General features: G+C 62.8%; 26 protein-coding genes and 1 pseudogene. 10 read left to right on the top strand and 17 right to left on the bottom strand.

All coding sequences use genetic code 11. From position 1 onward, the window contains the following. Nucleotides 1-7: 7 nt before the first annotated feature. Entirely contained in the window at nucleotides 8-517 is a 510-nt protein-coding gene (gene traF, locus DGI_RS02300) for a conjugative transfer signal peptidase TraF (protein WP_158407276.1), read from the bottom strand. Next, nucleotides 492-2363 carry a type IV secretory system conjugative DNA transfer family protein gene (locus DGI_RS02305; RefSeq protein ID WP_021759032.1) on the bottom strand — a complete coding sequence of 624 codons (1872 nt, stop codon included), beginning with the start codon at nucleotides 2361-2363 and terminating at the stop codon, nucleotides 492-494. Before DGI_RS02305 ends, traF begins: the two co-directional genes overlap by 26 nt. Before the next feature lie 80 nt (nucleotides 2364-2443). Between DGI_RS02305 and DGI_RS17710 the strand changes: the two genes are divergently transcribed. Continuing rightward, the gene (locus DGI_RS17710) at nucleotides 2444-2665 is read left to right on the top strand and encodes a hypothetical protein (protein ID WP_021759034.1); all 222 of its coding nucleotides are present in this window, start codon (nucleotides 2444-2446) and stop codon (nucleotides 2663-2665) included. On the opposite strand, the gene DGI_RS02315 is transcribed toward DGI_RS17710, so the two are convergent. The 5 genes and pseudogenes from DGI_RS02315 to DGI_RS02335 form a co-directional block, all read right to left on the bottom strand. After that, a complete protein-coding gene (locus tag DGI_RS02315; protein WP_081696766.1) occupies nucleotides 2619-3083 on the bottom strand; it encodes a TrbI/VirB10 family protein in 465 nt (154 codons plus the stop codon). The genes DGI_RS17710 and DGI_RS02315 overlap by 47 nt on opposite strands. A 54-nt stretch (nucleotides 3084-3137) precedes the next feature. Beyond that, nucleotides 3138-3892 (bottom strand): annotated as a pseudogene (locus DGI_RS17715) (IS5 family transposase). 122 nt (nucleotides 3893-4014) lie between these two features. Further along, nucleotides 4015-4209 (bottom strand): hypothetical protein, encoded by a 195-nt coding sequence (locus DGI_RS02330; RefSeq protein ID WP_021759038.1) that lies wholly within the window; start codon nucleotides 4207-4209, stop codon nucleotides 4015-4017. Nucleotide 4210: 1 nt separating this feature from the next. Continuing rightward, nucleotides 4211-4729 carry a zeta toxin family protein gene (locus DGI_RS17720; protein WP_021759040.1) on the bottom strand — a complete coding sequence of 173 codons (519 nt, stop codon included), beginning with the start codon at nucleotides 4727-4729 and terminating at the stop codon, nucleotides 4211-4213. A gap of 105 nt (nucleotides 4730-4834) precedes the next feature. Next, nucleotides 4835-5188, bottom strand: coding sequence for a DUF3024 domain-containing protein (locus DGI_RS02335; protein ID WP_021759042.1), 354 nt, complete (start codon nucleotides 5186-5188; stop codon nucleotides 4835-4837). 38 nt (nucleotides 5189-5226) lie between these two features. On the opposite strand from DGI_RS02335, the gene DGI_RS18225 reads away from it, so the two are divergent. The 5 genes from DGI_RS18225 to DGI_RS02355 all read left to right on the top strand — a co-directional run bounded on the left by DGI_RS18225 (nucleotide 5227) and on the right by DGI_RS02355 (nucleotide 10435). Next, on the top strand, nucleotides 5227-5415 hold the full coding sequence (locus tag DGI_RS18225) for a hypothetical protein (protein ID WP_144284090.1): 189 nt from the start codon (nucleotides 5227-5229) through the stop codon (nucleotides 5413-5415). Nucleotides 5416-5791: 376 nt separating this feature from the next. Next, nucleotides 5792-7924, top strand: coding sequence for a methyl-accepting chemotaxis protein (locus tag DGI_RS19165; protein WP_021759046.1), 2133 nt, complete (start codon nucleotides 5792-5794; stop codon nucleotides 7922-7924). A 54-nt stretch (nucleotides 7925-7978) separates the two neighbouring features. Further along, nucleotides 7979-8539 carry a MauE/DoxX family redox-associated membrane protein gene (locus DGI_RS02345; protein ID WP_235619959.1) on the top strand — a complete coding sequence of 187 codons (561 nt, stop codon included), beginning with the start codon at nucleotides 7979-7981 and terminating at the stop codon, nucleotides 8537-8539. A gap of 123 nt (nucleotides 8540-8662) precedes the next feature. Continuing rightward, nucleotides 8663-9196 (top strand): rhodanese-like domain-containing protein, encoded by a 534-nt coding sequence (locus tag DGI_RS02350; RefSeq protein ID WP_021759050.1) that lies wholly within the window; start codon nucleotides 8663-8665, stop codon nucleotides 9194-9196. 225 nt (nucleotides 9197-9421) lie between these two features. Continuing rightward, nucleotides 9422-10435, top strand: coding sequence for a hypothetical protein (locus tag DGI_RS02355; RefSeq protein ID WP_021759052.1), 1014 nt, complete (start codon nucleotides 9422-9424; stop codon nucleotides 10433-10435). A 188-nt stretch (nucleotides 10436-10623) separates the two neighbouring features. Here the strand turns inward: DGI_RS02355 and DGI_RS02360 are convergent, their stop codons facing one another. From DGI_RS02360 to flgB, 7 genes are read right to left on the bottom strand one after another with little or no spacing between them, the layout of a single operon-like run. Then, on the bottom strand, nucleotides 10624-11970 hold the full coding sequence (locus DGI_RS02360; RefSeq protein WP_021759053.1) for a FliI/YscN family ATPase: 1347 nt from the start codon (nucleotides 11968-11970) through the stop codon (nucleotides 10624-10626). Nucleotides 11971-11973: 3 nt separating this feature from the next. Then, nucleotides 11974-12726: a FliH/SctL family protein gene (locus tag DGI_RS02365; protein WP_021759054.1), complete on the bottom strand. Its 753-nt coding sequence runs from the start codon at nucleotides 12724-12726 to the stop codon at nucleotides 11974-11976. Beyond that, the gene (gene fliG / locus DGI_RS02370) at nucleotides 12713-13714 is read right to left on the bottom strand and encodes a flagellar motor switch protein FliG (protein ID WP_021759055.1); all 1002 of its coding nucleotides are present in this window, start codon (nucleotides 13712-13714) and stop codon (nucleotides 12713-12715) included. The genes DGI_RS02365 and fliG overlap by 14 nt, the downstream gene beginning before the upstream one ends. A gap of 42 nt (nucleotides 13715-13756) precedes the next feature. Then, nucleotides 13757-15370: a flagellar basal-body MS-ring/collar protein FliF gene (gene fliF / locus DGI_RS02375; RefSeq protein WP_021759056.1), complete on the bottom strand. Its 1614-nt coding sequence runs from the start codon at nucleotides 15368-15370 to the stop codon at nucleotides 13757-13759. A gap of 31 nt (nucleotides 15371-15401) precedes the next feature. Beyond that, on the bottom strand, nucleotides 15402-15743 hold the full coding sequence (gene fliE, locus DGI_RS02380) for a flagellar hook-basal body complex protein FliE (RefSeq protein WP_021759057.1): 342 nt from the start codon (nucleotides 15741-15743) through the stop codon (nucleotides 15402-15404). Between the two features lie 25 nt (nucleotides 15744-15768). After that, the gene (gene flgC, locus DGI_RS02385) at nucleotides 15769-16206 is read right to left on the bottom strand and encodes a flagellar basal body rod protein FlgC (protein ID WP_021759058.1); all 438 of its coding nucleotides are present in this window, start codon (nucleotides 16204-16206) and stop codon (nucleotides 15769-15771) included. After that, nucleotides 16207-16617, bottom strand: coding sequence for a flagellar basal body rod protein FlgB (gene flgB, locus DGI_RS02390; protein ID WP_021759059.1), 411 nt, complete (start codon nucleotides 16615-16617; stop codon nucleotides 16207-16209). A gap of 403 nt (nucleotides 16618-17020) precedes the next feature. Between flgB and DGI_RS02395 the strand changes: the two genes are divergently transcribed. The 4 genes from DGI_RS02395 (at nucleotide 17021) to asnS (ending at nucleotide 21639) form a co-directional block, all read left to right on the top strand. After that, nucleotides 17021-17590 carry a tetratricopeptide repeat protein gene (locus tag DGI_RS02395; RefSeq protein WP_021759060.1) on the top strand — a complete coding sequence of 190 codons (570 nt, stop codon included), beginning with the start codon at nucleotides 17021-17023 and terminating at the stop codon, nucleotides 17588-17590. A gap of 167 nt (nucleotides 17591-17757) precedes the next feature. Further along, nucleotides 17758-18360 carry a phosphoribosylaminoimidazolecarboxamide formyltransferase gene (locus tag DGI_RS02400; RefSeq protein ID WP_021759061.1) on the top strand — a complete coding sequence of 201 codons (603 nt, stop codon included), beginning with the start codon at nucleotides 17758-17760 and terminating at the stop codon, nucleotides 18358-18360. A gap of 52 nt (nucleotides 18361-18412) precedes the next feature. Beyond that, nucleotides 18413-20245, top strand: coding sequence for a GTPase HflX (gene hflX / locus DGI_RS02405; RefSeq protein ID WP_021759062.1), 1833 nt, complete (start codon nucleotides 18413-18415; stop codon nucleotides 20243-20245). Nucleotides 20246-20265: 20 nt separating this feature from the next. After that, nucleotides 20266-21639 carry an asparagine--tRNA ligase gene (gene asnS, locus DGI_RS02410; protein ID WP_021759063.1) on the top strand — a complete coding sequence of 458 codons (1374 nt, stop codon included), beginning with the start codon at nucleotides 20266-20268 and terminating at the stop codon, nucleotides 21637-21639. Between the two features lie 198 nt (nucleotides 21640-21837). Here the strand turns inward: asnS and fliW are convergent, their stop codons facing one another. The 3 genes from fliW to flgL form a co-directional block, all read right to left on the bottom strand. Further along, nucleotides 21838-22302, bottom strand: coding sequence for a flagellar assembly protein FliW (gene fliW, locus DGI_RS02415; protein ID WP_027193204.1), 465 nt, complete (start codon nucleotides 22300-22302; stop codon nucleotides 21838-21840). Beyond that, nucleotides 22278-22517 carry a carbon storage regulator CsrA gene (gene csrA / locus DGI_RS02420; protein WP_021759065.1) on the bottom strand — a complete coding sequence of 80 codons (240 nt, stop codon included), beginning with the start codon at nucleotides 22515-22517 and terminating at the stop codon, nucleotides 22278-22280. The genes fliW and csrA overlap by 25 nt, the downstream gene beginning before the upstream one ends. A gap of 166 nt (nucleotides 22518-22683) precedes the next feature. Then, on the bottom strand, nucleotides 22684-24225 hold the full coding sequence (flgL, locus tag DGI_RS02425) for a flagellar hook-associated protein FlgL (protein ID WP_021759066.1): 1542 nt from the start codon (nucleotides 24223-24225) through the stop codon (nucleotides 22684-22686).

A 24225-nucleotide genomic window follows, 5' to 3' on the forward strand; every position in this document is an offset into this window, starting at 1 on the left:
CTTCCTCCTAGGGAATGGTCCAGAGGGGTTCGACGGTGCGCAGGGAGTCGAGGGGCACAAGGCCGAGGTAGCGGCCATCGAAGCCGCCGGAATGGTGGTTTGAGAGGGTCAGGGCCTGACCCTGCGGGATGATGCCGGAGTGCAGGGCTTGCTGCGGCAGCTCCCGGCCTTGGCGGTCAGCCTGGCGAGAGCGGGAATCCGGCTGGAGAACTCCATTGATGTGAATGCCCTCCTGGTCGACCTGGACGAAATCGCCCGGCAGGCCAGCCAGGCGTTTGAGCAGTGGCTGTGCGCCTGAGGGGCAACCGCCAGGACGCAGGTAGCCGCGGGCCAGAGCCAGGGCGGCAGTTTCGCCTTCCAGGCAGCAGGCCACCACATCGCCGCGCTGCGGGACCTCGCTTGTCAAACGGTAAAGACCTCGGGGCATGGAGGGCGTCCCATTCCAGCGCACGTCGGCCAGCCACCCGACCAGCAGCGCCGCGGTCAGGACGCTACAGGCGAGAACAATAGTCCGCATGATCATCATGCCTTGCTGCAGGAGGCGTCTTGATGAGGGAATCCGACGTCGCCGGGGCCGGGATCGTCGCTCGCTCGGCAAAGACCGGGTCCAGGAAGTACAGGATCTGTCGGCCGTAGATGGGCGGACGTCCGGCCGTGAACAGGAGCATGTCGCCGGGCGCGACGACCTGGCCGGCAGCGTCCTTGCGGGCCGCGGGCAGGCGCATGCACTCGTCTTCGGTCAAGAGCGGACGGGCAGTCTCGGAGACGCTCACCGAGGCCGTCTTCAGGCCGCCGGAACGCGCGCCGGACAGGGAGGTCCGTTCCTCCACCACCGTGGTCTTGCCAGTCATTTCCGAGAGCAGGCGGGCGGTTTCGATGGTGTTAGGCGCGTAGGCCGCGCGCAGGTGGCAGTTGGCCATGATGGCGTTGTCTTTTCCATAAATGGCGTTGAGTTGCGTGATATCCTGGACGATGAAGTAGCCCTTGACGCGGTAGCCGGCCATGAAGGCGATGGCCCGTTCTACGGCGTCCAGGCGGCCCAGGGCCGTGAACTCGTCCAGCATGAGCAGCAGGCGATGGGGCGGCGTCTCCAGCGTGGCCGTGCTCCTGTTGAGGAGCAATGTGACCACGATGCGCACGAGGGGCCGCAGGCGGTCGATGTCCGCGGGACTGATCACCAGATAGAGACTCACGGGGCGCTCGTGGTGCATGAGGTCCCGAATACGGAAGTCGCAGCGGCTGGTGTTCCGGGCCACCACGGGATCGCGGTACAAGGCCAGGGTGGCCAGGGCGGTGGAGACCACGCCGGAGAATTCCTTGTCGGCCTTGTTGAGGAGCTCGCGAGCGGCGGCCTTGACGAAGAGATCGATCTCCCGGCCTGGATCGCCGTGCACGGCCGCGGCATGGTCCAGGGCCAGCATGCCCTCCACCACCTCGCGGATGGGTCGCTCGGGATCGGCCAGAAGATGGGCCAGGCCGTGCAGGGTGCCGGTACGGCCATGGTTTTTCCGGGTCATGACCAGACAATGCAGGATGGCCCCGCCCAGAAAGGCGAAGGCCGCCTTGGACCAGTAGTCCTCCAGGCCCTTGCCTTGGGGATCCATGAGCATCTGGGCCAGGTTCTGGGCGTCCGGAATGGCCTGATGCGTCTCCAGGCGGATTTCTTCCAGGGGATTGAAGCGCGCCGAGGCTCCGGAGGCGTCGGAGGGGTCGAAGCGCAGGACGTTTTGTCCCAATTCCCGACGAAACCCTGCCGTGAGCGCCCAGTTTTCGCCCTTGATGTCGAAAATGACCGCCGAATCCGGCCACGAGAGCAGCGTGGGGATGATCAGCCCCACGCCCTTGCCCGAGCGCGTGGGCGCGAAGCACAGGACGTGTTCAGGGCCATTGTGGCGCAGGTACAGTTGCGTTTCGGCGCGCCCCCGGCGCTGCACCCAGCCGCCGACATAGACGCCGCGACCGTCCATCAGTCCCATCCCCCGGATCTCGTCTTCCGTGGCCCAGCGGGCCGAGCCGTGCAGATCCGGCCGGCCCTTGCTCAGGGAGCGCCGCTTGCTCAGGGCCACGGCTCCCAGCAGGGGAAACAGGAAGCAGGCCTGGGCCAGGGTGATGGACTGATCGATGAAGCCATCGGCATCGGGCAGGGTCTGCTGCCAGACGATGACCTGCCAGGGCGCATGCCAGGCCATGCCGCCGGAACGAAACAGTGGCGTGCCCAGGGCAGGATGCTCGCCATAATGCGCCGCCACGCGTTGCGTGGCCAGGCCCAGGGACGCCAGGGCCAGCAGGATCGCAAAGACCAGCCAGCCCCAGGGATTCTTGCGCGGAATGGGGCGGGAGCCGCCGAGGCCGTAGGAGGTCATGGTCGAGGCCCCACACTCTGCCGCCTCGGGCCTTGACGCAGGCCGTGAACGCGGTACCCTGCCGGCCAGGGAGCAATCTTATGGAACGCATGCACTGCGACGGTTTCGAAGGCCGCTACGAATTCGATCCTGAGGCCGACATTTTCCATGGCGAACTCGTCTTGCCCCAGGACGTCGTGACCTTCCAGGGCCAGACCCTGCAGGAGCTGCGGCAGGCCATGGCCGATTCCGTAGCCGACTACCTGGAATTCAAGGCTACTGCCACGGCGCATAAGGCTCCTCAAACACCAGATCCTTCGTGACCACGATGTTGAAGCGGTAGCCGGGCCTGATGGCTAACGTCGGCTTGACGCTGAGGTTTTTCTCCAGGAGTTTCGCGGTGGTCTGGCCGAGCTGGCTGGCCAGGGCCGAGGCCATCTGGTCCTGCATGGAGGGGTTGTCCGAGTCGCCGTTCGCGCCAAACTCATCCAGGGCGTAGGCCGAGGCCCCGGACACCAGAGACATGAGGGCGGCCGTGCCGAAGGTCCGCCAGAAGTGCGTTTCCACCTGATCAGTGAACCCGGCGTAGCCGGCCGTGTCCGCGCCGGGCATGGCTCCCAGCGTCATGGCTGAGCCGTCGGGAAAGATGATCCGATTCCAGGCGACCAATACCCGCGCCTGGCCGTAGACGACGCGCGAGTCATACACACCGTAGAGCTTCGCGCCCTGGGGAATGAGCAGATGACGGCCGCTGGCCGTGTCGAAGACGTTCTGCCCCTAGGGCCTGTTTCCAAATCATCGCAGCCAGATGAGGCATGAGGCGATGGCGACCATGGCCAGGAAGGTAACTTTGAGTTTCTCGTAGCGTGTGGCAATTCTTCGAAACTCTTTGAGTTTACAGAAGAAACACTCAACAAGATGTCACTCTTTGTACATATGGGGGTCGTAGGGACGCGGCTCGCGCCGGTTGCGTTTGGACGGAATGACCGCGACCGCCCCACGCTGCTCGATAAAATCGATTAACGAATTGCAATCGTAGGCTTTATCGCCAAAGTAGTTGGTTGCATTCAGGCCCTGGAGCAGTTCAGCTGCCGGGACGCTATCGTGCGTGTGACCGCCGGTGAGAAGCAGGCGTACCGGGTTGCCCAAGGCGTCCACAGCGGCATGGATTTTGGTCGTCAGGCCACCGCGACTGCGGCCGATGGCCTGGACTTCGCGCCCCCCTTTCCCCCGGCGGCATGTTGATGCGCACGGACGTAGGAGCCATCGAACAGAACGGATTCGAGGTCTGCATCCTGGGCGAGCAGGGCAAGGATATCCTGCCAAATCGAGAGCTTGGCCCAGGCGTTGAATCGTTTGTATACGGTTTACCAGGGGCCGAATTCGGCGGGCAGATCGCGCCATGGGGCACCGGTGCGCAGGATCCACAAGACGCCATTGAACATGAGGCGGGCATCTTTTGCGGGCCTGCCCCGCGGGTCTTTGCGGGGCAGGCAGACCAGGGGTTCGAGACGTTGCCAAAGCGCGTCGGGAATGTTGTGGCGGCTCATGCGGCGATTGTGCCATAACAGCTTTCGGTGTCTAGGAAAAAAACCTTTGTCCGGGATTACTAGATGGTTTTGGCTCAGGGAGATGGGCTGAACTGGATGCGCAGGAGCCTGCGTTTTTGGCGTTAAAGAGCATTCTCAATGGATTTACGGTATTCTTGAATATCCTGTTCGGTCACCATAATATGTTTCAACTCACCATCGACTTCAACGACAAGAGGCGTGTTCGTCTGAAAAGCGACTTCACGCGCCTTTAATGCAGATCGCTTCAGGGCTTTTTCAATCAATTCCTGCATCTCTTCTCTGCTTTTGACTGCCATGCTACTTGCCTCCAGAATCTATCAGTCGAGGAGTTTTGCCCATGTTGTCATATAAAAACCAACTGTCGACGATGCCTTGATACAGTGCCTTGAAATTGCTAAGTCCGTTATAAAATCTTCGTTTAATCACCTCAGGAGGGATGTTGTGCCCTCCTTGAGAGACTCTGTAGGCAACTCGTTCCTGAGCAGCTTTTGCATCTCGCAATGAAAGGAAAATGAGACAGACAGAATATCCAAGACTCCGCCACCCTGGAATCTTTTTTGCGTAACTTCTTCCTGCCAAGGTCGTCTCGAAAGAGAAGCTCAGACCCTCTGAGACGTATTTATCGATCTGCTTCAGCATCAGTTTACCAGCTTGGATTGCTTCACTTTCAGGAGAAAATGGCGCCAGTCCACTGGCAATCATATCCGCATTGACAAAAAGAGGAACTGTGAAAAGACTAGGCAAAAATACTTCCACGAAAGTAGTTTTGCCAGCCCCATTGGGACCTGCTACAATGACAATTTGCTTATCTTTCATGGATATTTTCTATATAACCATGTAAAAAAAACAAGAAAATTAAATCGTTGCCGCCACATCGCCCTCTCGACTCTCCCGTGACCAGCCTTCCTCCCCCAAAACACACTACCCAAAGAAGCAACAGCACTCATCTGCCTTGACTACAGTCAAAAACTCTTCAACAGTCCTGACCTCAGAAACAATATCATACTGGTGCCACTTCAAATCACTTCGCATCCAGTACACCTTCCACGTCTTGCTGCTTTTGACATACCGCGCTTTTGCTACTCCGTGTTCGATTTCCAAGTCATTGTACATAAAATGAGGGCGGACTTCAAAAAGTTCTATGGTCTGCTTTGCCTGGTCCACCCTGAATCCCCATCTGAGTTGGTCACGAATATGGGCCGGTGGTCCCTGCGTCTCACAAAACTGCTGGAGAAGCTTCTCCAGGCGAACTTTTTCGAATTCGCTGCGTGGCATAGCAACGCTCATTTACGCTTTTCAAGATATCGCTGTCCATGCATGTGTTGATCGTCCTTCCCCGTCGTGTCAAGCCTCTGCCGCACGCCGCGCTCCTGTCGGCGGGGTCACGATTGTGCGCCATCTCCCGCGGCAAGGGCGGCCGGGGCTTGATGACGCCGCCTTCGCCGTATTCCAGCAGGGCGTCGTACACCAGCTCCTGGCCGTACATCTGGTTGGGAGAATAGGCGTGGGGATTCAGCGGGCCGCAATTGGACGGCCCGGAAGAGACCAGGGTGCCCACGTCCACATGGCGGACGACGGCATGCGCAGGTGTGTGATCACAAAAACCCTCTGATAGTATGCAATGTACACACCTTTTATTGATGACACAGCCTTATTATATTATTAAAAATAATTTCGTAGCACGACTAGCCTATTTATTTGTCTTTCGTCAAGCGATCCCGTCAAATATCCAAAACCTCCCCGCCCACCCCAAACTCCGCTTTTGGGGCGGCATTGACCTGCCCTGCAATGCCCTGTACGACGGGCACCGTTGCATTCACCATCGTCCATCCCATGAGAAGTCAGGGTGCTGGCCACCACACCCGGGGAGAAGCAGCCATGAAGAACCTGCGCTTGGCGTATAAAATCGGTATAGGGTTTGCGCTAATACTGGCAATTGCCTGTCTGCTGGGCATTGTATCCATCATATATATGGGCGAAGCCCAGCATTACTCCGACCGCATGCGGCACGAATACGTGCCGGAAGTGGCCATCGCCAACCGGCTTGAACGGCACCTGCTGCAGACCATGTTCGACATGCGCGGCTATACCCAGAGCGGCGACAATGCCTATTTATCCCAGGCGCAGGGGAGCCTTGCACAGGCGCGCACGGCCTTGAGCGAGGCAGCCGCCCTGGTCCGGGCGTATCCCAGCCTGGAAAAATTGCGCGCGGAGATGGAAGAAACCACGACCCTGCTTGCCGACTACGAACGCATGGTCAAGGAGACCAAGGCTGCCGTGGATGCGCAGCTGGCCGTGCGCAAGCAGCGGGTCAAGGTGGCCGGCGAAGTGATGGGCTTCATCAATGAATATGAGCAGGGCCAGGGCGCGGCCCTGGCGAAGGACATTGAGCAGGACGCCCCACGGGAGCAGCTGTCCGACCGGCGGGAAAAGCTCCAGACCATCGCCGAGATTGCCGAATACATCGCCGAGATCCGCATCAAAACCCTCACCGGCGACGTCACCAACGACATTGCCCTGTTCCAGCAGGCCAATGCCATCTTCCCCAAGGTCACCATCCTGCTGACGGCTCTGGCCAGCACCACCCACGAGCCTGATCGGCTCAAGGCCCTGCAGGGCATCGAGGCCGGCGTGGCCCAGTATGCCGCCATGATGAACAAGCTCATCGAGGCGACCAACAGCCTGCATACCCTGGCGGAGTCGCGGACCGCCACCGGGCAGGAACTGCTGGAGCACGCCCAGACCATCGCCCAGGCCGGCATGGACAACGTGGCCCATCTGGCCGAGGAAACCGACACCCTGCTTGCCCAGTCTGGCCGTATCATGCAGTTCGGCCTGGTGGGCGCGGTGGTCCTGGCCGCCATCATCGCCGTGCTCATCACCAAAGCCATCGTGGGGCCGGTGCGGCGCGGGGTGGAGTTTGCCGGGCTGGTCTCCCGCGGCGAGTACAACCGCACCCTGGACATCGACCAGAAAGACGAAATCGGCGAGCTGGCCGTGAGTCTGAACACCATGGTGGGCAGCCTTCGGGAGAAAATTGCCGAAGCCAATACCCAGTCCGCCGCCGCCGCGGAGCAGGCCGCCAAGGCCCAGGTGGCCACGACCGAGGCCGAGCAGGCCCGTCAGCGTACGGATCAGGCCATGCAGCGCATGATGCGCGTGGCCGTCCAGTTGCAGCAGGTGGCCGAGGTGCTGACCACGGCGTCGGAAGATCTGTCCGCCCAGGTGGAGCAGTCCAGCCGAGGCGCGGAGGAGCAGGCCCGGCGCGTGGCCGAAACCGCCACCGCCATGGAGGAAATGAACGCCACCGTGCTGGAGGTGGCCCGCAACGCCTCCCAGGCCGCCGAGACCTCCGATCATGCCAAGGGCAAGGCCCTGGACGGCGAGCAGGTGGTCGGCCGCGTGGTGCAGAGCATCAAGGATGTGGAAACCAAGGCCCTGGCCCTCAAGCGGGACATGGGCGACCTGGGCGCCCGGGCGGAGAGCATCGGGCAGATCATGAACGTCATTTCCGACATTGCCGATCAGACCAACCTCCTGGCCCTGAACGCGGCCATCGAAGCCGCGCGCGCGGGCGATGCAGGACGCGGCTTTGCCGTGGTGGCCGACGAGGTGCGCAAGCTGGCCGAAAAGACCATGCAGGCCACCAAAGAGGTGGGCGCAGCCATCACCGGCATCCAGCAGGGCACCCGCGCCAACATGGACAATGTGGATCGCGCCGCCCGCGGCATCGAGGAAGCCACCACCCTGGCCAACAATTCCGGCGAATCCCTGGCCCGCATCGTCCAGCTGGTGGATGCCGCCTCGGATCAGGTGCGGTCCATCGCCACGGCCTCCGAGGAGCAGTCCTCGGCCAGCGAGGAAATCAACCGCTCCATCGAACAGGTGAACACCATCTCCACGGAAACCTCCCAGGCCATGCGTCAGGCTGCCCAGGCCGTGTCCCAGCTGACCCGTCAGGCTGCGGTGCTCCGGGAACTCATCGGCGAGATGCAGCGCACCGATGCCTGATCGTCCTGCCCTTCCTGATCGACGCAGTGCGGTGCGTTGCCGCACTGCGTCTTCATGCCTTCCGTCCGCATTTGCCATCCGTACGTGCCGCCCGCACTTGACGTCTGGGGCAATTCCGTCAACAAGAGCGCCATGAACACGGCAGCACTCCACCCCGTGGCCGCGGCAGGGCGTCGGATTTTCGGCGCCATCTGGCTGTACCGCATCATCCGCTGCGCCATCGGCGGCTTGTTCATTCTTGCGGGCGCAAACAAGCTCGCCGACCTTGAGGCCTTCGCCTATACCATCTGGGAATACGATCTCCTGGCCGAAGAATACATCGATTACGTGGCCTACTCCCTGCCCGTGCTGGAGGTGCTGGCCGGCCTGGGGCTCATCGCCAACGTGCGCGGCAGCCTCACGGCGGTGACTGCCATGCTGGTATTTTTCATTGCCGTGCTGTGGTGGGGGATTCTGGGCGGATTATCCATCGATTGCGGCTGCTTCGGCACCGGCGACGAAGCCTCGCCCGAGAGCCTCAAGGCCGCCCTGATCCGGGACCTCTGGATGCTGGCCGGCTGTGCGTATTGCTACGGGTGGCGCTGGCTGCGGCCGGCGGCGTCCCGCCATGCATAAATCGGTTGCATCGATACTATCTATTACTTCGCGCCGTAATCCTTGCATCAAACGATTTGCCTGCGCCCGCAACTCCCGGCTAGGACTGGTGAAATCGTTCACCATCCATCAAGGAGTGCCCTCATGCGCCTGGCCTGCCGCGCCCATTTCTCCCGTCTGGCTGTCGCCGCTCTGTTCATGCTGTGTCTGGTCGTTCCTGCCCATGCCGATCTGGTGAAGAAGGAACTGGATCTCGAAACCAAGGCCGTGAACCTGGTGCGGGAAACCGACCGCGGCGGCTATGCCCTGGTGACCACTGAAGAGTTGCACGGCAAGCTCGGCACCGTGAAAGACCTGCTGGTGGTGGACACCATGCCCCTGGAAGATTCCTATGTGAAGAACCACGTGCCCGGCGCTGCGCAGTTCCTGTTTCCCATCGAGGAATTGACCGAGTGGGACGCCGCCAAGACCGACGGCAAGACTGTGGAGCAGTTCAAGGCCCTGCTCGGCCCGGATCTGAACCGGCCCATCGTGTTCTACTGCGGCTTCGTCAAGTGCACCCGCAGCCACAACGGCGCCATGTGGGCCGTGAAGCTGGGCTATACCAACGTCTCCCGCCATCCCGGCGGCATCGTGGGCTGGCAGGAAGCCGGATACCCCATCGAAACGGGCAAGTAGAGCATTTTATCTTTGAGAAGAGTTCCTGGGGGAACCCCTTTCTGTAGANTTTGCAAAAAGGTTTCCCCTCTCGCAAAGTCCTTTTTCAAAATTAAAATGCTTTAGCTCCCACTTCTCGCTTTTTTCGGCCGGCGTCCCCCTGCGGCGTCGGCCGTTTTTTGTTGCCCATGGATTGCGCCAAGGTCCTGACGGTGTTACGTCTTGTCCAACACGGAGGGTGCGGCCATGAATGCGTGTTGCGGGCGATCGCTGGCGGAACTGCCGCCGCGGGTGCAGTGTCTGGGCGTGTTTCTGGGCAGCGGCATGCTCTTCTCCCTGGCCGCCCTGCTGGTGCATCGGGAAGATCCCACCTTTGCCGCCTCCTGGCTGCAGTTCCTCCTGGGCGCGCTGCTGGTCCATGCCCTGACATTCCTGTTCTTCGTCGATGCCGTGGAGCGGCAGGCCGCGCTGTTTGTCCAGTATGTGCTGCGTCCGAATCCCCTGCAGTCCCACCTGCGCCGCAGCGCCATGACCGCCGCCGAGGTGGAGGCCGTGCTGCTGGCCGATCCGCTGGAGCCCGAGCCGGCCCTGCCCGCCCCGCCGCCAGACGCCGCCGTGTGGCGCACCATCTCGGGCAAGGCCGTGCTGGCGGTGTTCGGTATCCTGTCGTTGGGATTGACCTTGACCGCAGCCGTGGTCGCCTTTCCGGCGGCGCGGGATCTGGCGCATGATGCCGTGACCATGCCCGGCGCCCTGGCGGTGCTGGCCCTGCTGGGCGGAGGCGCGCTGGCGGCCCAGCGCCTGCGGACCGGGCAGACCATGGACGCCAACCGCACGGCCGCCCTGCGCGAGGCCCTGGCTGCCGTGTTCGGCACCCTGGACTGGCAGGCCCCGGCCACGGCCACCCATGTGACCGGCCGCACCGTCATGGTGCGCAAGGAGCGGCAGGAGGTCGAAGGGCGCGCGGTGCGTGGCGTGGTGGTGAGTCGGGAGGAAGTCATCCAGGGCCGCTCGGAGCGTCTGGCCCGGGTGGAACTGCTGCTGGATCCTGCGTCGCGGTCGCATCGAACCTTGCTGGCCCTGCTGCGTCTGGCCTGCGGGGTGCGCGGGCTGCCGCAGGACGCCGTGGTGCTGGATCCCCTGGGCATCGGCTGCACTGCCGCGGGCGACTGCCACCACCGCGGCCGGGAATTGTCGCACCAGGCGATCCTGGGCATGACCATGCGCCTGGCCCAGCATCTGCTGCGCGAGGACGGCTAGGACAAGGTATCTTTGAACGGAGTTCTCGGGGGAAAACCTTTCTAAAGAAAGGTTTTCCCCCGAACCCCCTTTCCAAAGACTTTTATTATAATTGCAAAGTACTATACATGTTTTGGAAGGGGAGCGCGCGAGAGGGGAGAACCTTNGGTTTCCCCTCTCGCAACGTCCTTTTTCAAGGATACGGTACCCTACTGCGCCGCCAGCTTGCCCAGGGCCGCGAAGCTCTGCTCCAGGGGGCTCTGCTCGGCCACGGGCTGCTGCAGGAACTGCCGGATGGGGCCGATCATCTGCAGGGCCTTGTCGATGTCCGCATTGGCTCCGGGGGTGTAGGCGCCGATGTTGACCATGTCTTCCACACGTTTGTAGGTGGCCATGTGCCGCAGCACCGTCTGGCCGGCGCTGCACATCTCCGCGGAGATGATGTCATTTTTCAGACGGGAAATGGACTTGAGGATGTCAATACACGGGTAGTGGCCCTGGTCCGCCAGTTCGCGGGTAAGCACGAGGTGGCCGTCCAGGATGGAACGCACGGCGTCGGCAATGGGTTCGTTGAAGTCGTCGCCGTCCACCAGCACGGTATAAATACCGGTAATGGTGCCTTTTTCGTTGGTCCCGGCCCGCTCCAGCAGCTTGGGAAGCTGGGCGAACACCGAGGGGGTGTAGCCCTTGGTGGTGGGCGGTTCGCCCACGGCCAGCCCGACTTCCCGGGCGGCCATGGCAAAGCGGGTCACGGAATCCATCATCAGCAGCACGTCCTTGCCCTGATCCCGGAAGTGTTCGGCCAGGGCCGTGGCGGCATAGGCGGCGCGCAGACGCACCAGGGGGCTTTGGTCCGAGGTGGCCACCACCAGACAGGACCGGGCCAGCCCCTCGGGGCCGAGGTCCTTTTCCATGAACTCCACCACCTCGCGGCCGCGTTCGCCGATGAGGCCGATGACGTTCACATCCGCCTTGGTGTAGCGGGCCATCATGCCCATGAGGGTGGACTTGCCCACGCCAGACCCGGCCATGATGCCCACACGCTGGCCCTTGCCCAGGGTGAGCAGGCTGTTGATGGCGCGCACGCCCACGTCCAGGGGGGTCAGAATGCGCGGCCGGGCCAGGGGATTGGGCGGGGAGGCGAACAGCGGGCGGTGCTGCCCGGTATGCATGGGCACGCAGGCCCCCTGGGGGGCGTCCAGGGGCACGCCGAAGGCGTCCACCGCCCGGCCCAGCAGGGAGTCGCCCACGGGAAAATGCGGGGGCATGGAAGAATTCTGGATGAGGGAGCCGGGCTGGATGCCGCGCATGTCACCATAGGGCATGAAGAGCAGCGCACCGTCTCGAAAGCCCACCACCTCGGCGGCAATGTGCCCGGACCGGCAGGCCGGGGCGTTGCGGCCGCGGTGGCTCTCGGGAATGAGGTGGCACACCGCGCCCAGGGGGGCCTTGACGCCGCGGCCTTCCACAATCATCCCCACCACTTTGGTCACCTTGCCATAGCTCAGGCAGGGGTCCAGCTCGGCGAGTTCGGCAAGGCAGGCGGCGGGATCCATGGGCTACCCCTCCTGATCAAGGAGCGTCTCGCGCTCCGTGGGGGGCAGCGCCAGGCCGTCCAGCACCTGGAGCACGGCCTGCAGGCGGCCGTCCACGGTGTTGTGGACCATGCCCTGCCCGCTTTCCAGCACAATGCTGCCCTGGCCCAGGGCGGCATCCGTGCGCACGCGCCAACTGACGAGATCGGGATACCGGGGCCGGGCCAGCTCCAGGATGTGGGCCATGAGGGGTTCGTCGTCGGGATGCACGGCCACGGTCAGGGCTGTCAATCCGTCCAGGCGTTCCAGGGCTTCCTCCAGGTAGGCGGTCAGGAAAATGGCGCGCCGCGTCTCCAGTTCCTGGGCCAGCACTTTTTCCAGGCTGGCGCGCAGCAGCAGGGCCAGATCCTCCCGGCTGGCGGCGAAAATTTCCCGGCATCCCTGGCGCACGGCGGCCAGGGCCTGGGCCAGGGAATCGGCCATGGCGGCATGGGCCTGCCCCAGCTCCTCCTCGGCCTGGGCCAGACCGGCCTGGTAGCCTTCCTCATGCGCCTGCTGCTTGAGGGTCAGCGCCTCGGCCTGGGCATCGCGGATGATCTGCACGGCCATTTCCTGGGCCCGCGTCTTGACGGCGGCCATGTAATCCGTCTCTTCCTTGTCCGTGAGCCCGGCCCGGCGTCCGCCCTGCTCTTCCAGGGAGAGCCCCCCTGCGAGGGTGCGCCCGCTGGACAGGATGACCTTGCCGTACCGCAAGGGTTCTGCGCTAGATAAAGACATCTCCCGACCCCCTGCTGATCTGGATGCGGTTTTCCACTTCAAGGCGGCGCACCGTCTTGACGATATTCTGCTGTGAGCCTTCCACATCGGAGAGGCGGACCGGCCCCATGATTTCCAGGTCTTCCTTGATCATGGCGGAGGCACGCTCGGAGAGGTTGCCGAAGAACTTCTGCTGCAGGTCGTCCGAGGCGCCCTTGAGGGCCAGGGTGAGGTCCTCGTTGGAGATTTCCTTGAGCAGCTCGCGGATGTGGCGGTCGTCCAGGCTCTTGATGTCCTCGAACACGAACATGAGGTTGCGGATTTCCTCGGCCATCTGGGAGCTTTCCTCTTCGATTTCGGAGAGCACCTCTTCCTCGGTGGCGCGGTCCACGGCGTTGAGGATTTCCGCCACGGCCTGCACGCCGCCCACCTTCTTGCCTTCCTTGCCACCCATGGCAATGAGCTGCGCCTGGAGCACCTTGTCCACCTCCACCAGCATTTCTTCGGGCACGGCCTCCAGCCTGGCCAGCCGCATGAGGATTTCCGGCCGCACGCCTGCCGGCAGGTTGGAGATGAGCTGGGCCGCCTGATCCGAGGACAGATGCCCCAGGATGAGGGCCAGCGTCTGCGGGTGTTCGTTGCGCAGGATCTGGGCCAGGATGCGCGGGGAGACGTTCTCCAGCTCCCGGAAGGGCGCGGGGCCGTGGTCCAGATTGAGATGGTCCATGATGTACTTGGCGGTATCCGGATCCAGGGCCTTGGTGAGCATGCGCTTGACGGCGTCTTCCCCGCCGGTGATCATCTCCTGTCCGGTGATGAGCGCCCGGTGGTATTCCCGCACCACCTCGTCCACCTGCTCCTTGGGCACGGTGGCAAGATCCACCATGGCCCTGGAGACTGAGGAGATCTCGTGGCGGTCCATCCGCTTGAAGATCTCGGTGGTGAACTTGTCGCCCATGGCGAGCAGGAGGATGGCGGTTTTGGTGGAGCCTTTGAGACGTTCGGCCATCGTGGCAGCTTCCTTTGGCTGGTGCGCAAGGGGCCGGGCCCGCTAGATGCGGGCCGGCTCGTTGTCCTTGATCCAGTTGCGCAAAATGTTCACGGCCTGTTCCATGTGCTGCTCGGTGAGCTGCATGGCATGGGCTTTGATGTCCTCGATCTTGCGCATGGCGTCCATGGCCTCCAGCTCTTCCGAGTCGCCTTCCATCAGGGCCAGGCGCTGCTCGCCTTCGGGCAGGCCTTCCAGACCCTCCACGGCTTCGCCGGTGACGCTGGGGCGGATGAGGGCCAGAATGACCGGCCGCACCACCACCATCACGAAGATCACCAGTGCCACGAAGCTAAGGATTGTCTTCATGTTGCGCAAGAGCAAATCAAGGGCCATCTTGGTGAAGGACGGCTTTTCCTCGATTTCCGGACCGCCAAAGGAAATATTGTTCACCTGCACGGTGTCGCCACGGGAGGATTCGTAGCCCACGGCACCCTTGACCAGCTCTTGGAAGCGCGCCATCTCTTCCTCTGAACGTGGCACAAAGGTGTATGTTTCCGCGCCTTCCCCCTTTTCGTACATCCCGTCCACGATAACAGCCACGGTGAGCCGGCTCAGCTCGCCCACGGGCGCCACGATGCTCTGCTCTTCCTTGTTGATTTCGTAGTTGGTAGTCCGGGTTTCCCGGTTGGATTCCTGGGTGGAGAGGGCGCCGGTGATGCCGTCGCCGCGGAAATTGGCCTCGGGCACGCCGGATTCCGTGTTGGCACGGCCCTGGGTGCTTTCTTCGCTGCGCTGCTCGCTGCGGATGACGGCCTTTTCCGGATCCCACGACTCCTTGCGGATGGTGCGCTGGGAGAAATCCAGATCCGCATTGACCTTGGCGATGACCTTGCCGGTACCCACCACCGGGGCCAGCATCTCTTCGATGCGGCGCTCGTAGCTGCGCTCCATGGTCTGCTTGTAGGAAAGCTGCGTGGTGGTCAGGCCTTCCAGGGTGCCGTCCTGGCTGGGGGCAAACAGGGACTGCCCGCGGGTGTCCGTGACGGTGATCTTATCCTTGTCCAAACCTTCCACAGCCATGGCCACCAGATTGACCACGGACTGCACCTGCTTCTGGTCCAGCTTCTTGCCGTCGCGCACCTGCAGTACGATGGAGGCTGAGGGCCTGGCTTCTTCCTCGATGAACAGGCTCTTTTTGGGGATGACCAAATGGACCCGGGCTTTTTCGATTTCCGGGAACTCCATGATGGTGCGGGCCAGTTCGCCCTGCAGGGCGCGCTGGTAGTTGATCTTCTGCACGAAGTCCGTCTGGCCCATCTTGAGTTCATCAAAAATCTCAAAGCCCACCCCCTGGCCCACCATGGCGCCTTCCCCGGCGATGCGCAGCCGCAGGTCGTACACCAGGGCCTCGGGCACCATCACGGTGGCGCCGTTGTCCACCAGGGAGTACTTCACCTTTTCCGCCTTGAGGATTTCCACAATGCGGTTGGCGTCTTCCGGGGCCAGCTGGGTGTAGAGCACCTTCATGTTGGGCTGGTTGAGCATGACCAGCATGAACATAAAGGCGGCGACCACCGCCACAGTCAGCCCGGCCAGAAAGACCCGCTGGGTCACGTTGGTCCTGGCCCAGAATCCTTTGAACCGTTCGATGGTGGTGGTGATCATGTTGGCCATGGTCGCTCCTGCTCAGGCACCGGCCGCCTGGTTAGAAAGTGATCTTCGAGAGTTCGCGGTACGCTTCCAGCACCTTGCCGCGCACGGCCGTGGTCATGCTCATGGCCAGGCCAGCTTTCTGCAAGGAAATCATCAGTTCATGCACGTTTTCGTTTTCGCCGGCGGCAAAGGCTTCGATCATGGTGTTCTTTTCGGTCTGCATCTGATTCACGTCGCCGAGGGCCTTGCTCACGGTTTCCGAAAAGGTCCGGCCGTTGGCGGTCGATCTGTCGTCGGGCCCGGCGAAGTTGGGCTTGGTCGCTTCCTGGCGCAGCTTGAGACCTTCGGTCAGGGCGCTCTGGTAGGCATCGAGGGCGAGTTTGTTGATGGCCATGGAAATGCTCCTTCAAAAAAAACTGTTATTGCCCCAGCAACAGGGCTTTCTGGAACATGCTCTTGGCGGTCTCAATGGAGGCGGTATTGGCCTCGTAGGACCTGGAAACGGTCATCAGATTGGCCATTTCCTCCACCACGTTGATGTCCGGATAGTTGACGTACCCTTCCTTGTCGGCATCGGGATGGCCGGGCTCGTACACGCGCTTGAAGGGCCGGTTGTCCCGGGCGACGTCCATCACCCGCACGCCTTGCAGCTCGCGATCCAGGGCGTTTTTCATGGCCTTGGAAAAGGGCGACTGCACCGGCGTGGCTGCCAGGGTGACGCTGCGGCGCTGGTAGGGCCCGCCCTCGGCCGTGCGCGTGGTCTTGGCGTTGGCTAGGTTCATGGAGATGATGTTCATGTGGGTGCGCTCTGCAGAGAGCGCGGACGCACCGATATCGAATGCAGTCATGAAGTCCATTTACTTGCTCCCTTCCTGAATCGCGGTCTTCATGCCTTCAAAATGCTTCTTGAGCACGGTGGCAAGCGCGTTGTACATCATGTTGTTCTTGCTCATGACGGCCATTTCCTTGTCCAGATCCACCCGGTCCCGGCCGTGCACCACGTGCGGTTGGAACTCTTTATTGTATGTATCCTGGAATGTGTTGGGGTCGAATTTGCGGGCCAAATGCTCGCCACTGGTTCTGGAGAGCTTTCCCCTTGCGTCGAGATTGAGAGCTGCCTGCAAATCTTCCTCGAACTCCAATCGCATGGCCTTGTAGCCAGGGGTACGCATGTTTGCCAGATTCGCCATGACGACATTCTGACGTTCCATGCGCATGTCCATTACTTTGCCTACCAGTTCGGCATGGTCAGGAAACAAGGTCCGCATTGCACCACTCCTTAAGTACTACAGTGCCCGCTGCATTGCCGGGCCGTGATCAAAACGTAACGCCCGGTTTTCTGCAAAGGGTGTTCCACGCCGAAGACAATACTCTAACAGTCTAATTTTATTTTACTTATTACGTCAGGCGCGCCACAATCCCGCAGTGGAATGTCCAAAAAGCCGTCGCCTGGAGGCAGGGCGGGCGGGTGCGCCGACAGTCAACACAAGGTGGGCGCTACGGCGGCTGTCCTTGGCACGGCTGTTGCTTAAAAACCAGCGTCGGCACGGGCAGGCAGTTCCTGCCCCCCTGCCCCGGTTTTCAGCAAGCGTCTCTCGCCATGAGGACTGCAACACAACGCGGGGACACACGAAGCCAGTGGGAACCCAACCACCCCGCCGGAGGGGAGTCATGAGCGATCATCTCGAATACGAAATCAACAAAGAATTGGGCGAGTGCTATCTGTTCATGGGCGACCTGGACAAAGCGGAAGAGTACTACTGCAAGGCTGCCAGCTCCAACGGCATCCATCCGGACCCGTACATGGGCCTGGCCACCATCGCCGTGCAGCGGGGCAACCTGGCCGTGGCCATGACCCACTATCAGAAAGCGGCCTCCATCGGCCCCAGCGACAAGGCCGAGGCCGGCATCGGACTCATCGCCATGGAGCATGGGCAGTATGGCGAAGCCTTTGCCCGCTTCCACACGTCCCTGACCTTGAATCCGGAAAACATGGTGGCTGTGTTCGGCCTCATTCAGACCGGGTACGTGCTGGACCGTCTGGCCGAAGTGACGCCGCACCTGGAAAATTTCCTGGCTGTCAATCCGCTCAAGGACGACATCCGCTTTGCCCTGGCCGGCTGCCTGACCAGCCTGGGCCGTCATGCGGACGCCGGCCGGCATCTGGAAACCCTCATGACCCGCGATCCCGGCAACACGGCCGCCCGCGAGCTGTACGAGCACCTTGCCCTGGCGTCCTGAATTGCAAACGCCAGTCCGCATATGATCTCTCCCCTCCCCATGCGCACATTCCCTGTCCGGTAGCTGGCGCGCCGGACAGGGAATGCGCTGCGCCGCCCACTGCCGCCTTGCCTGCGGGCCGGAAGTGTGGCAGTTGCCAGGGAAATACCCTTGCGTGAGGAGAGGTCATGGAGCTGTTGCCGATCAAACGCGCGTTGTTGAGCGTGTCCGACAAGACCGGGCTTGTGGAGTTCGCGTCCTTCCTGCATTCCGCTGGCGTGGAGCTGGTTTCCACTGGCGGCACGTGGAAAACCCTGTCCGAGGCCGGCCTGCCCGTGGCGCCCGTGAGCCAGGTGACAGGATTCCCAGAAATCCTGGGCGGTCGCGTGAAAACCTTGCATCCGCACATCCATGCCGGGGTGCTGGCGGACAAGGACAACCCCGAGCATCTGAAGACCCTGGGCGAGCTGCACATTTTGCCCTTCGACTGCATCTGCGTGAACTTGTACAACTTTGCCAAGGCGGTGCGCGAGGGCCAGGCCCTCAAGGACGCCGTGGAGCAGGTGGACATCGGCGGCCCCACCCTGCTGCGCGCCGCAGCCAAGAACTTCCATTCCATGCTCGTGGCGCCGGACCCGGCGGATTATCCCGCCATCATGACGGAACTCAAGGCCAATGACGGGCAAGTCGGCTTGTCCCTGCGTCGGAAGCTGGCCTCCAAGACGTTCCAGGCCACGTCCGCCTACGATGCCATGATTGCCGACTACTTCGCCAGCCCCAGCGTCGGCTAGCCGTTTTCGCACGTCGCCCGGGGAACGGTGTTTCCTCGGGCGATCTTCTGCATTGGCGCATCACATTCCATCAGGAGCGTCCACCATCGCCTCCAAGTTGCAAGGCAATCTCCAGGGCCTGAAGCCCAGTCAGCAAAAGGCCCTCTCCCGGCTGTACACCCGCCGCTATCCCAACCAGAGCGGCTACACCACGGAACAGGCCCGCGAGCTGGCCATCCTCTCCCGCGGCGTGGGCCGGCAGCTCGGCCTGCTCATCGACCGCCAGGGCCGGCCGCAGATGGTCATCGTGGGCGAACCTGGGTCCATCTACATTCCGGAACTGCCCCGCGCCCGCCTGGGCGCAGGCCGCTTGCGCGGCCTCAGGCTCCTGCACACGCACCTGACGCCGGACCTGCTCTCCCGCGAAGACCTGATGGACATGCTCTTCCTGCGGCTGGACTCCCTGGCCGTGCTCACCGTGGACGATCAGGGCGAGCCCCGACGGTTGCAATACGCCAACCTGCTGCCCGCGACCCCTGCCCCCCGCGAGGAGGACGACGAGCCCCGGGCCGAACAGCCGGCCTATCAGGTCCATGACGTGGTGCCCTGGGATCATGTGGAGGTGGATTTTGCCGAGCTGGCCCAGGCCCTGGAAGACGAGTGGGCCAGATTGGCGCCTGCGCCGTCGGAATCCCGACGTCAGGTCACCTCGCCGACACCGGGAGCAGGCACGGGCGAGGCGGCGCGCGCCGTGCTGGTGAGCATCTCCACCGCGCCCAAGTCTGCCCAGGAACGCGAGCTGGACGAGCTGGAAGCCCTGGCCGAGACCGCCGGCGTGGTGCCGGCCGGGCGCATGATTCAGCGCGTGCACAGCCTGAACAGCGCCACCATCCTCAGCAAGGAAAAACTGGCCGAGCTGGAAACCCAGGCCCTGCAGGCCGGGGCCGGGCTGGTGCTCTTTGCCGGGGATCTCTCGCCCTCGCAGCTTTCCAACCTGGCCGACGCCACCGAGCGCAAGGTGCTGGACCGCACCATGCTCATCCTGGATATTTTTGCCCAGCACGCCACCAGCCGCGCCGGCAAGCTGCAGGTGGAGCTGGCCCAGCTGCGCTACACCCTGCCCCGGCTGGTGGGCAAGAACAAGGCGCTTTCCCGCCTTACCGGGGGCATCGGCGGCCGCGGTCCTGGCGAACAGAAGCTGGAGATGGACCGCCGCAAGATCCGCGAGCGCGAAACCCGCCTCAAGAAGCAGCTGGAAGAGCTGCGCCGCCACCGCGCCGCGGCCCGCCGCCGTCGGGCCCGGGCCGGCGTGCCCGTGGCCGCCCTGGTGGGCTACACCAACGCCGGCAAGTCCACCCTGCTCAACGTGCTGACCCAGGCCAGCGTGCTGGCGGAAAACAAGCTCTTCGCCACCCTGGATCCCACCACCCGCCGCCTGCGGGTGCCCGAGGAACGCGAACTCATCCTGACCGATACCGTCGGCTTCATCCGCCACCTGCCCGAGGAGCTCAAGGAGGCCTTCCGGGCCACCCTGGAGGAGCTGGAAAGCGCCGACCTGCTGCTACATGTGGCCGACGCCTCGCATCCGGAACTCGATCTCCACAATCAGGCCGTGGAAGACATCCTGCGCGAAATGCAGTTGCAGGACGTGCCGCGGCTGCTGATCCTCAACAAGTGGGACCTGCTGGACGAAGAATCCCAGGCCGCCCTGCGCTTCCGCTTTCCGGACGCCGTGCCCATTGCCGCCAGGGCCGGCCAGGGCCTGGAGGCGCTGAGTCAGGAGATCGTCCGCCGCATCGACTGGGAACGTGATGTGCGTCTGCCGCCCGAACCCGTGGCGACGGCAGGCGACGAGGCCGCGACAGAAGACATGGCCGACGACGAGTCCTTGTTTCCAAAAGACTGATCACCTCATCCGAGACGCTCATGCATACCCCATCCATCAAGACCCTGCTTGCCAGCCTGTCCCCCCTGCCGTCCGTCCTGGTCCGCGGCTGGGTGCGCACCCGGCGCGATGCCAAAGGCTTTTCCTTCCTGGAACTCAACGACGGCTCCTGTCTGGCCAACCTGCAATGCGTGGTGGACGAGACCGTGCCCGGCGGCGACCGGCTCAAGGAGATTCTCACCGGCGCGGCCGTGGCCGTGCAGGGGGAGCTGATCCCCTCCCCGGCCAAGGGCCAGCAGTGGGAGCTCAAGGCCGTGTCCCTGGAGTTGATCGGCCCTGCGCCGGAGGACTACCCGCTGCAGAAGAAGCGCCATTCCGATGAGTTTCTGCGCAGCATCGCCCACTTGCGGCCACGCACCAACAAGTTCGGCGCGCTGTTCCGCATCCGGTCCGAGGCCAGCTTCGCCGTGCACGACTTCTTCCGCAATCAGGGCTTCACCTATGTGCACACGCCCATCCTGACGGGATCGGACTGCGAGGGCGCGGGCGAGCTGTTCCGCGTCACCGCCCTGCCGCGCGGCAGCAAGGAGGACGCCGCGGCGGACTTCTTCGGGCGCGACGCCTTCCTCACCGTGTCCGGGCAGTTGGAGGCCGAACCGTTGGCGCTCTCCCTGGGCAAGGTGTACACGTTCGGTCCCACCTTCCGGGCCGAGAACTCCAACACCGCGCGGCATGCGGCGGAGTTCTGGATGATCGAGCCGGAGATGGCCTTCTTCGACCTCACGGCGAACATGGATCTGGCCGAAGCCTTCGTGAAGGCCGTGGCCCGGCATCTGCTGGACCACTGCGCCGCGGATCTGGCCCTCTTCAACCAGTGGGTGGACAAGGAGTGCCTGGCCCGGCTGACCCAGGTGGCCGACGCGCCCTTCGAGCGCCTGGAATACCGCGAGGCCGTGCGCCTGCTGCAGGCCGCCTGCGACGCCGGCGAGTCCTTCCAGTACCCCGTCGCCTTTGGCACGGATCTGCAGACCGAGCACGAACGATATCTGGCCGAGAAGAAATTCGGCAAGCCCGTGTTCCTGTGCAACTATCCCGCCAGCATCAAACCGTTTTACATGCGGGTGAATGACGATCAGGAAACCGTGGCGGCCATGGATCTGCTGGTGCCCACCGTGGGCGAGCTCATCGGCGGCAGCCAGCGCGAGGAACGGCTGGAGGTGCTCCAGGCCCGCATGCAGGCCCAGGGGCTGGATCCGGCCCCCTACTGGTGGTACCTGGAGTTGCGCCAATACGGCAGCGCCCCCCACGCCGGCTTCGGCCTGGGCTTCGAGCGCCTGCTGATGTTCGCCACGGGCATCCCGAACATCCGGGATGTCATCGCCTACCCCAGAACACCGGGAAGCCTGGAGTTTTAAGGCATTTTAATTTTGAAAAGGGACTTTGCGAGAGGGGAAACCTNTATACCAAAAAAAGTCTTTGGGGAGGGGGTCTGGGGGAACTCTTCTCAAAGACAAAATGCTCTGGCGCACGTTGCGTTTGAAAAGAACTCTCGGGGGAAAACCTTTCTTGCGAACGGTCTTCCCCCGAGAAATTTTAAACCATGGGACGCGGTGCTATTCGGCGGATTCCGCCAGCTGCTGCTCGTGCAGATAGATCTTGGCCGGGTACCGGCTGTCTGGCTGGGGGACTTGCAGGCCCAGGCGGGCGCCCTGGTTCACCAGGATGGGGCCGGAGAGGTTGAGGGCTGTCTTTTCCGGCGCGCCGGGGGGAATGGTCACGGTGACGAGGACCACCATCTGCTCCACGTCGTCCAGCTGCAGCAGCTTTTGTTCCGCCTCGCCCAGCTTGACGTCGTACTCGCCCAGAAAGCTGTACGGGTCCGCCACCAGCAGGCCGACTCTGGGGTCTTCCAGACTTTGCAGAATGAGAAAGGGCGATTCGTCCCGCATCTGCAGCAGCACGAAATCGCGGCTTGTCTCCAATCCCACCAACCCGCGGGGGAAGGTGAGGATCTTGTCCATCTCGATGGTCCGCTCGCCCAGGCGGGTCTGGATCACTTTTTCTTGGTGCCTTGCCATAATTGCGTCGCCGCCAGCAGGTCCTCGTCTTTGGAGGCCAGGGCCAGTTGATTCTGTTCTTGCACGCGAAGATAGATCTCCTCGCGATACACGGTCATGTCCTTGGGGACCTCCAGGCCAAGCTTGATCTGCTTGCCCTGAACGCCCAGGACCGTGATGCGAATGTCGTCTCCCAGGTAGAGCGCTTCGCCTGGCCGCCGCGTCAAAATGAGCATGGCCTCGCCTGCCGTTGCGCCGGACAATGCCGGCTGGTTGAACGCGCATGCTGCACGCCCGGGCGAGATGCACCGGGTTGGATGTTCCTCGCATATCCGGCCTGATGCGTCCAGTGCTGCAGCGGCGAAATCTGTGTTCGCCCGCACGCAATGCCGGGATGTCGCCTTAGATGTAGTTCATCAGGCTCATCTGCATGATTTGCGAGGACGTCTTGAGCACGGCCTCGTACACCAGCTGCTGCTGGGCCACCTTGGTCAGCAGGTCGGCCACGTCGGCGTCTTCCACGGTGCTCAGCCGGGATTCCTTGTTGAGCTTGAGGGAGGTAAGCACGTTGGCCGAGACTTCCAGCCGGTTTTCCCGGCCGCCCACCCGGGCCGCCTGGGTCAGCACGTGCTCGCTGGCCCCGCGCAATTCCTCCAGCGACTGGGAAATGCCCGCCTCGTTGTTCGATTCGATGAACCCCACCAGCCGCCCCACCACCTCGAACATGTTGCGCTGGTCCCCGTCGTAGGCTGCCGTGGGCGAGTTGGAATACGGCTCGTAGTAGATGCCGCCGAAGATGTCCTTGCCGATGGCATTGACGGTAATGGATTCGCTGGCCGAAATCTGGAACGACATCTCCGCCTGCCGGGGCCGGATGACGAACTGTTCGCCGGGCTCCAGGGTGTTGCCGCCATTGTCGGAGAGTTCCAGATAGCCGCCGGGCACCACCAGCGAGGCGGGCGAACCGGGCGTATTGTTGACGAAGGTATTGCCTGTGGTCCAGGTGTTGCCGTTGTCCGTGCTGTAAGAATACTCGATGGGTCCATCCAGCGTGGTGGTGGCGGTATTGTCGATGCGGACCATGACATCCTGGGAAAAGAGGCCCTGCGCCCTGCCCGCCACGGTATTGTTGCCGCCGTAGTTGTCCACGGCAACGGCGTCCTGATCGTCGCCCTGATAGACGGCCGCAGGCCGCACCCAGAGCCAGGTGCCGTTGTCTTCCGAGGTGTCCTGCACGTCCGGGTCCACGGCGCTCACCACGCTGCCGGCCTGCATGGTCACGCGCACCCCGTTCATCACCAGGGTGGTATCCCCGGCGGCCAGGGTGGCGGTGGTCCAGTTCTGGCCGCCGTCGTTGGAATAGCGGTACTCCAGGCTGTCCGTGCCCACGGTGCCGTCGCTCAGGAACTGCACCACCTGCGTGGCGTCGGAGGCCCCGGTGATATTGAAGGACGAGGTGGGGAGCGCGGCATCGTTGGACGTAACCGCCAGCCCCTGCACAAAGGCGTTTGTCCCGGTTTTCTGGCCGGCGAAGAGGTGCTTGCCTTCGTACTCGGTGTTGGACAGCTGGATGAGCTGCTCGAACTGCTCGCGCACTTCGAAGCCGATCTGTTCCCGGTTGCTGGCATCGTAGGTGCCGCTGGCGGCCTGTTCCGCCAGTTCCTTGATGCGGGTGAGCACGGTGTTCACCTGCGTCAAGGCATTGTCCTGCAGACCGAGCCAGCCCCGGGCGGTGTCGATATTTTCCTGATACTGATCGATCTGGCTCAACTGATTGCGATACGCCAGCACCTGGGAGGTGCCGGCGGGGTCGTCCGAGGGCTTGTTGATGCGCTTCTGGCTCGCCGTCTGGATATTGAGTTCCATCAACGTCGAAAGCGACGAGTTCATGTTGCTGATGTGATGCCTGAACAGCGACTGCTGGGATACGCGCACATATGCCAT

Origin of the sequence: Megalodesulfovibrio gigas DSM 1382 = ATCC 19364, assembly GCF_000468495.1 — a bacterium.
Taxonomy (GTDB): Bacteria; Desulfobacterota; Desulfovibrionia; order Desulfovibrionales; family Desulfovibrionaceae; genus Megalodesulfovibrio; species Megalodesulfovibrio gigas.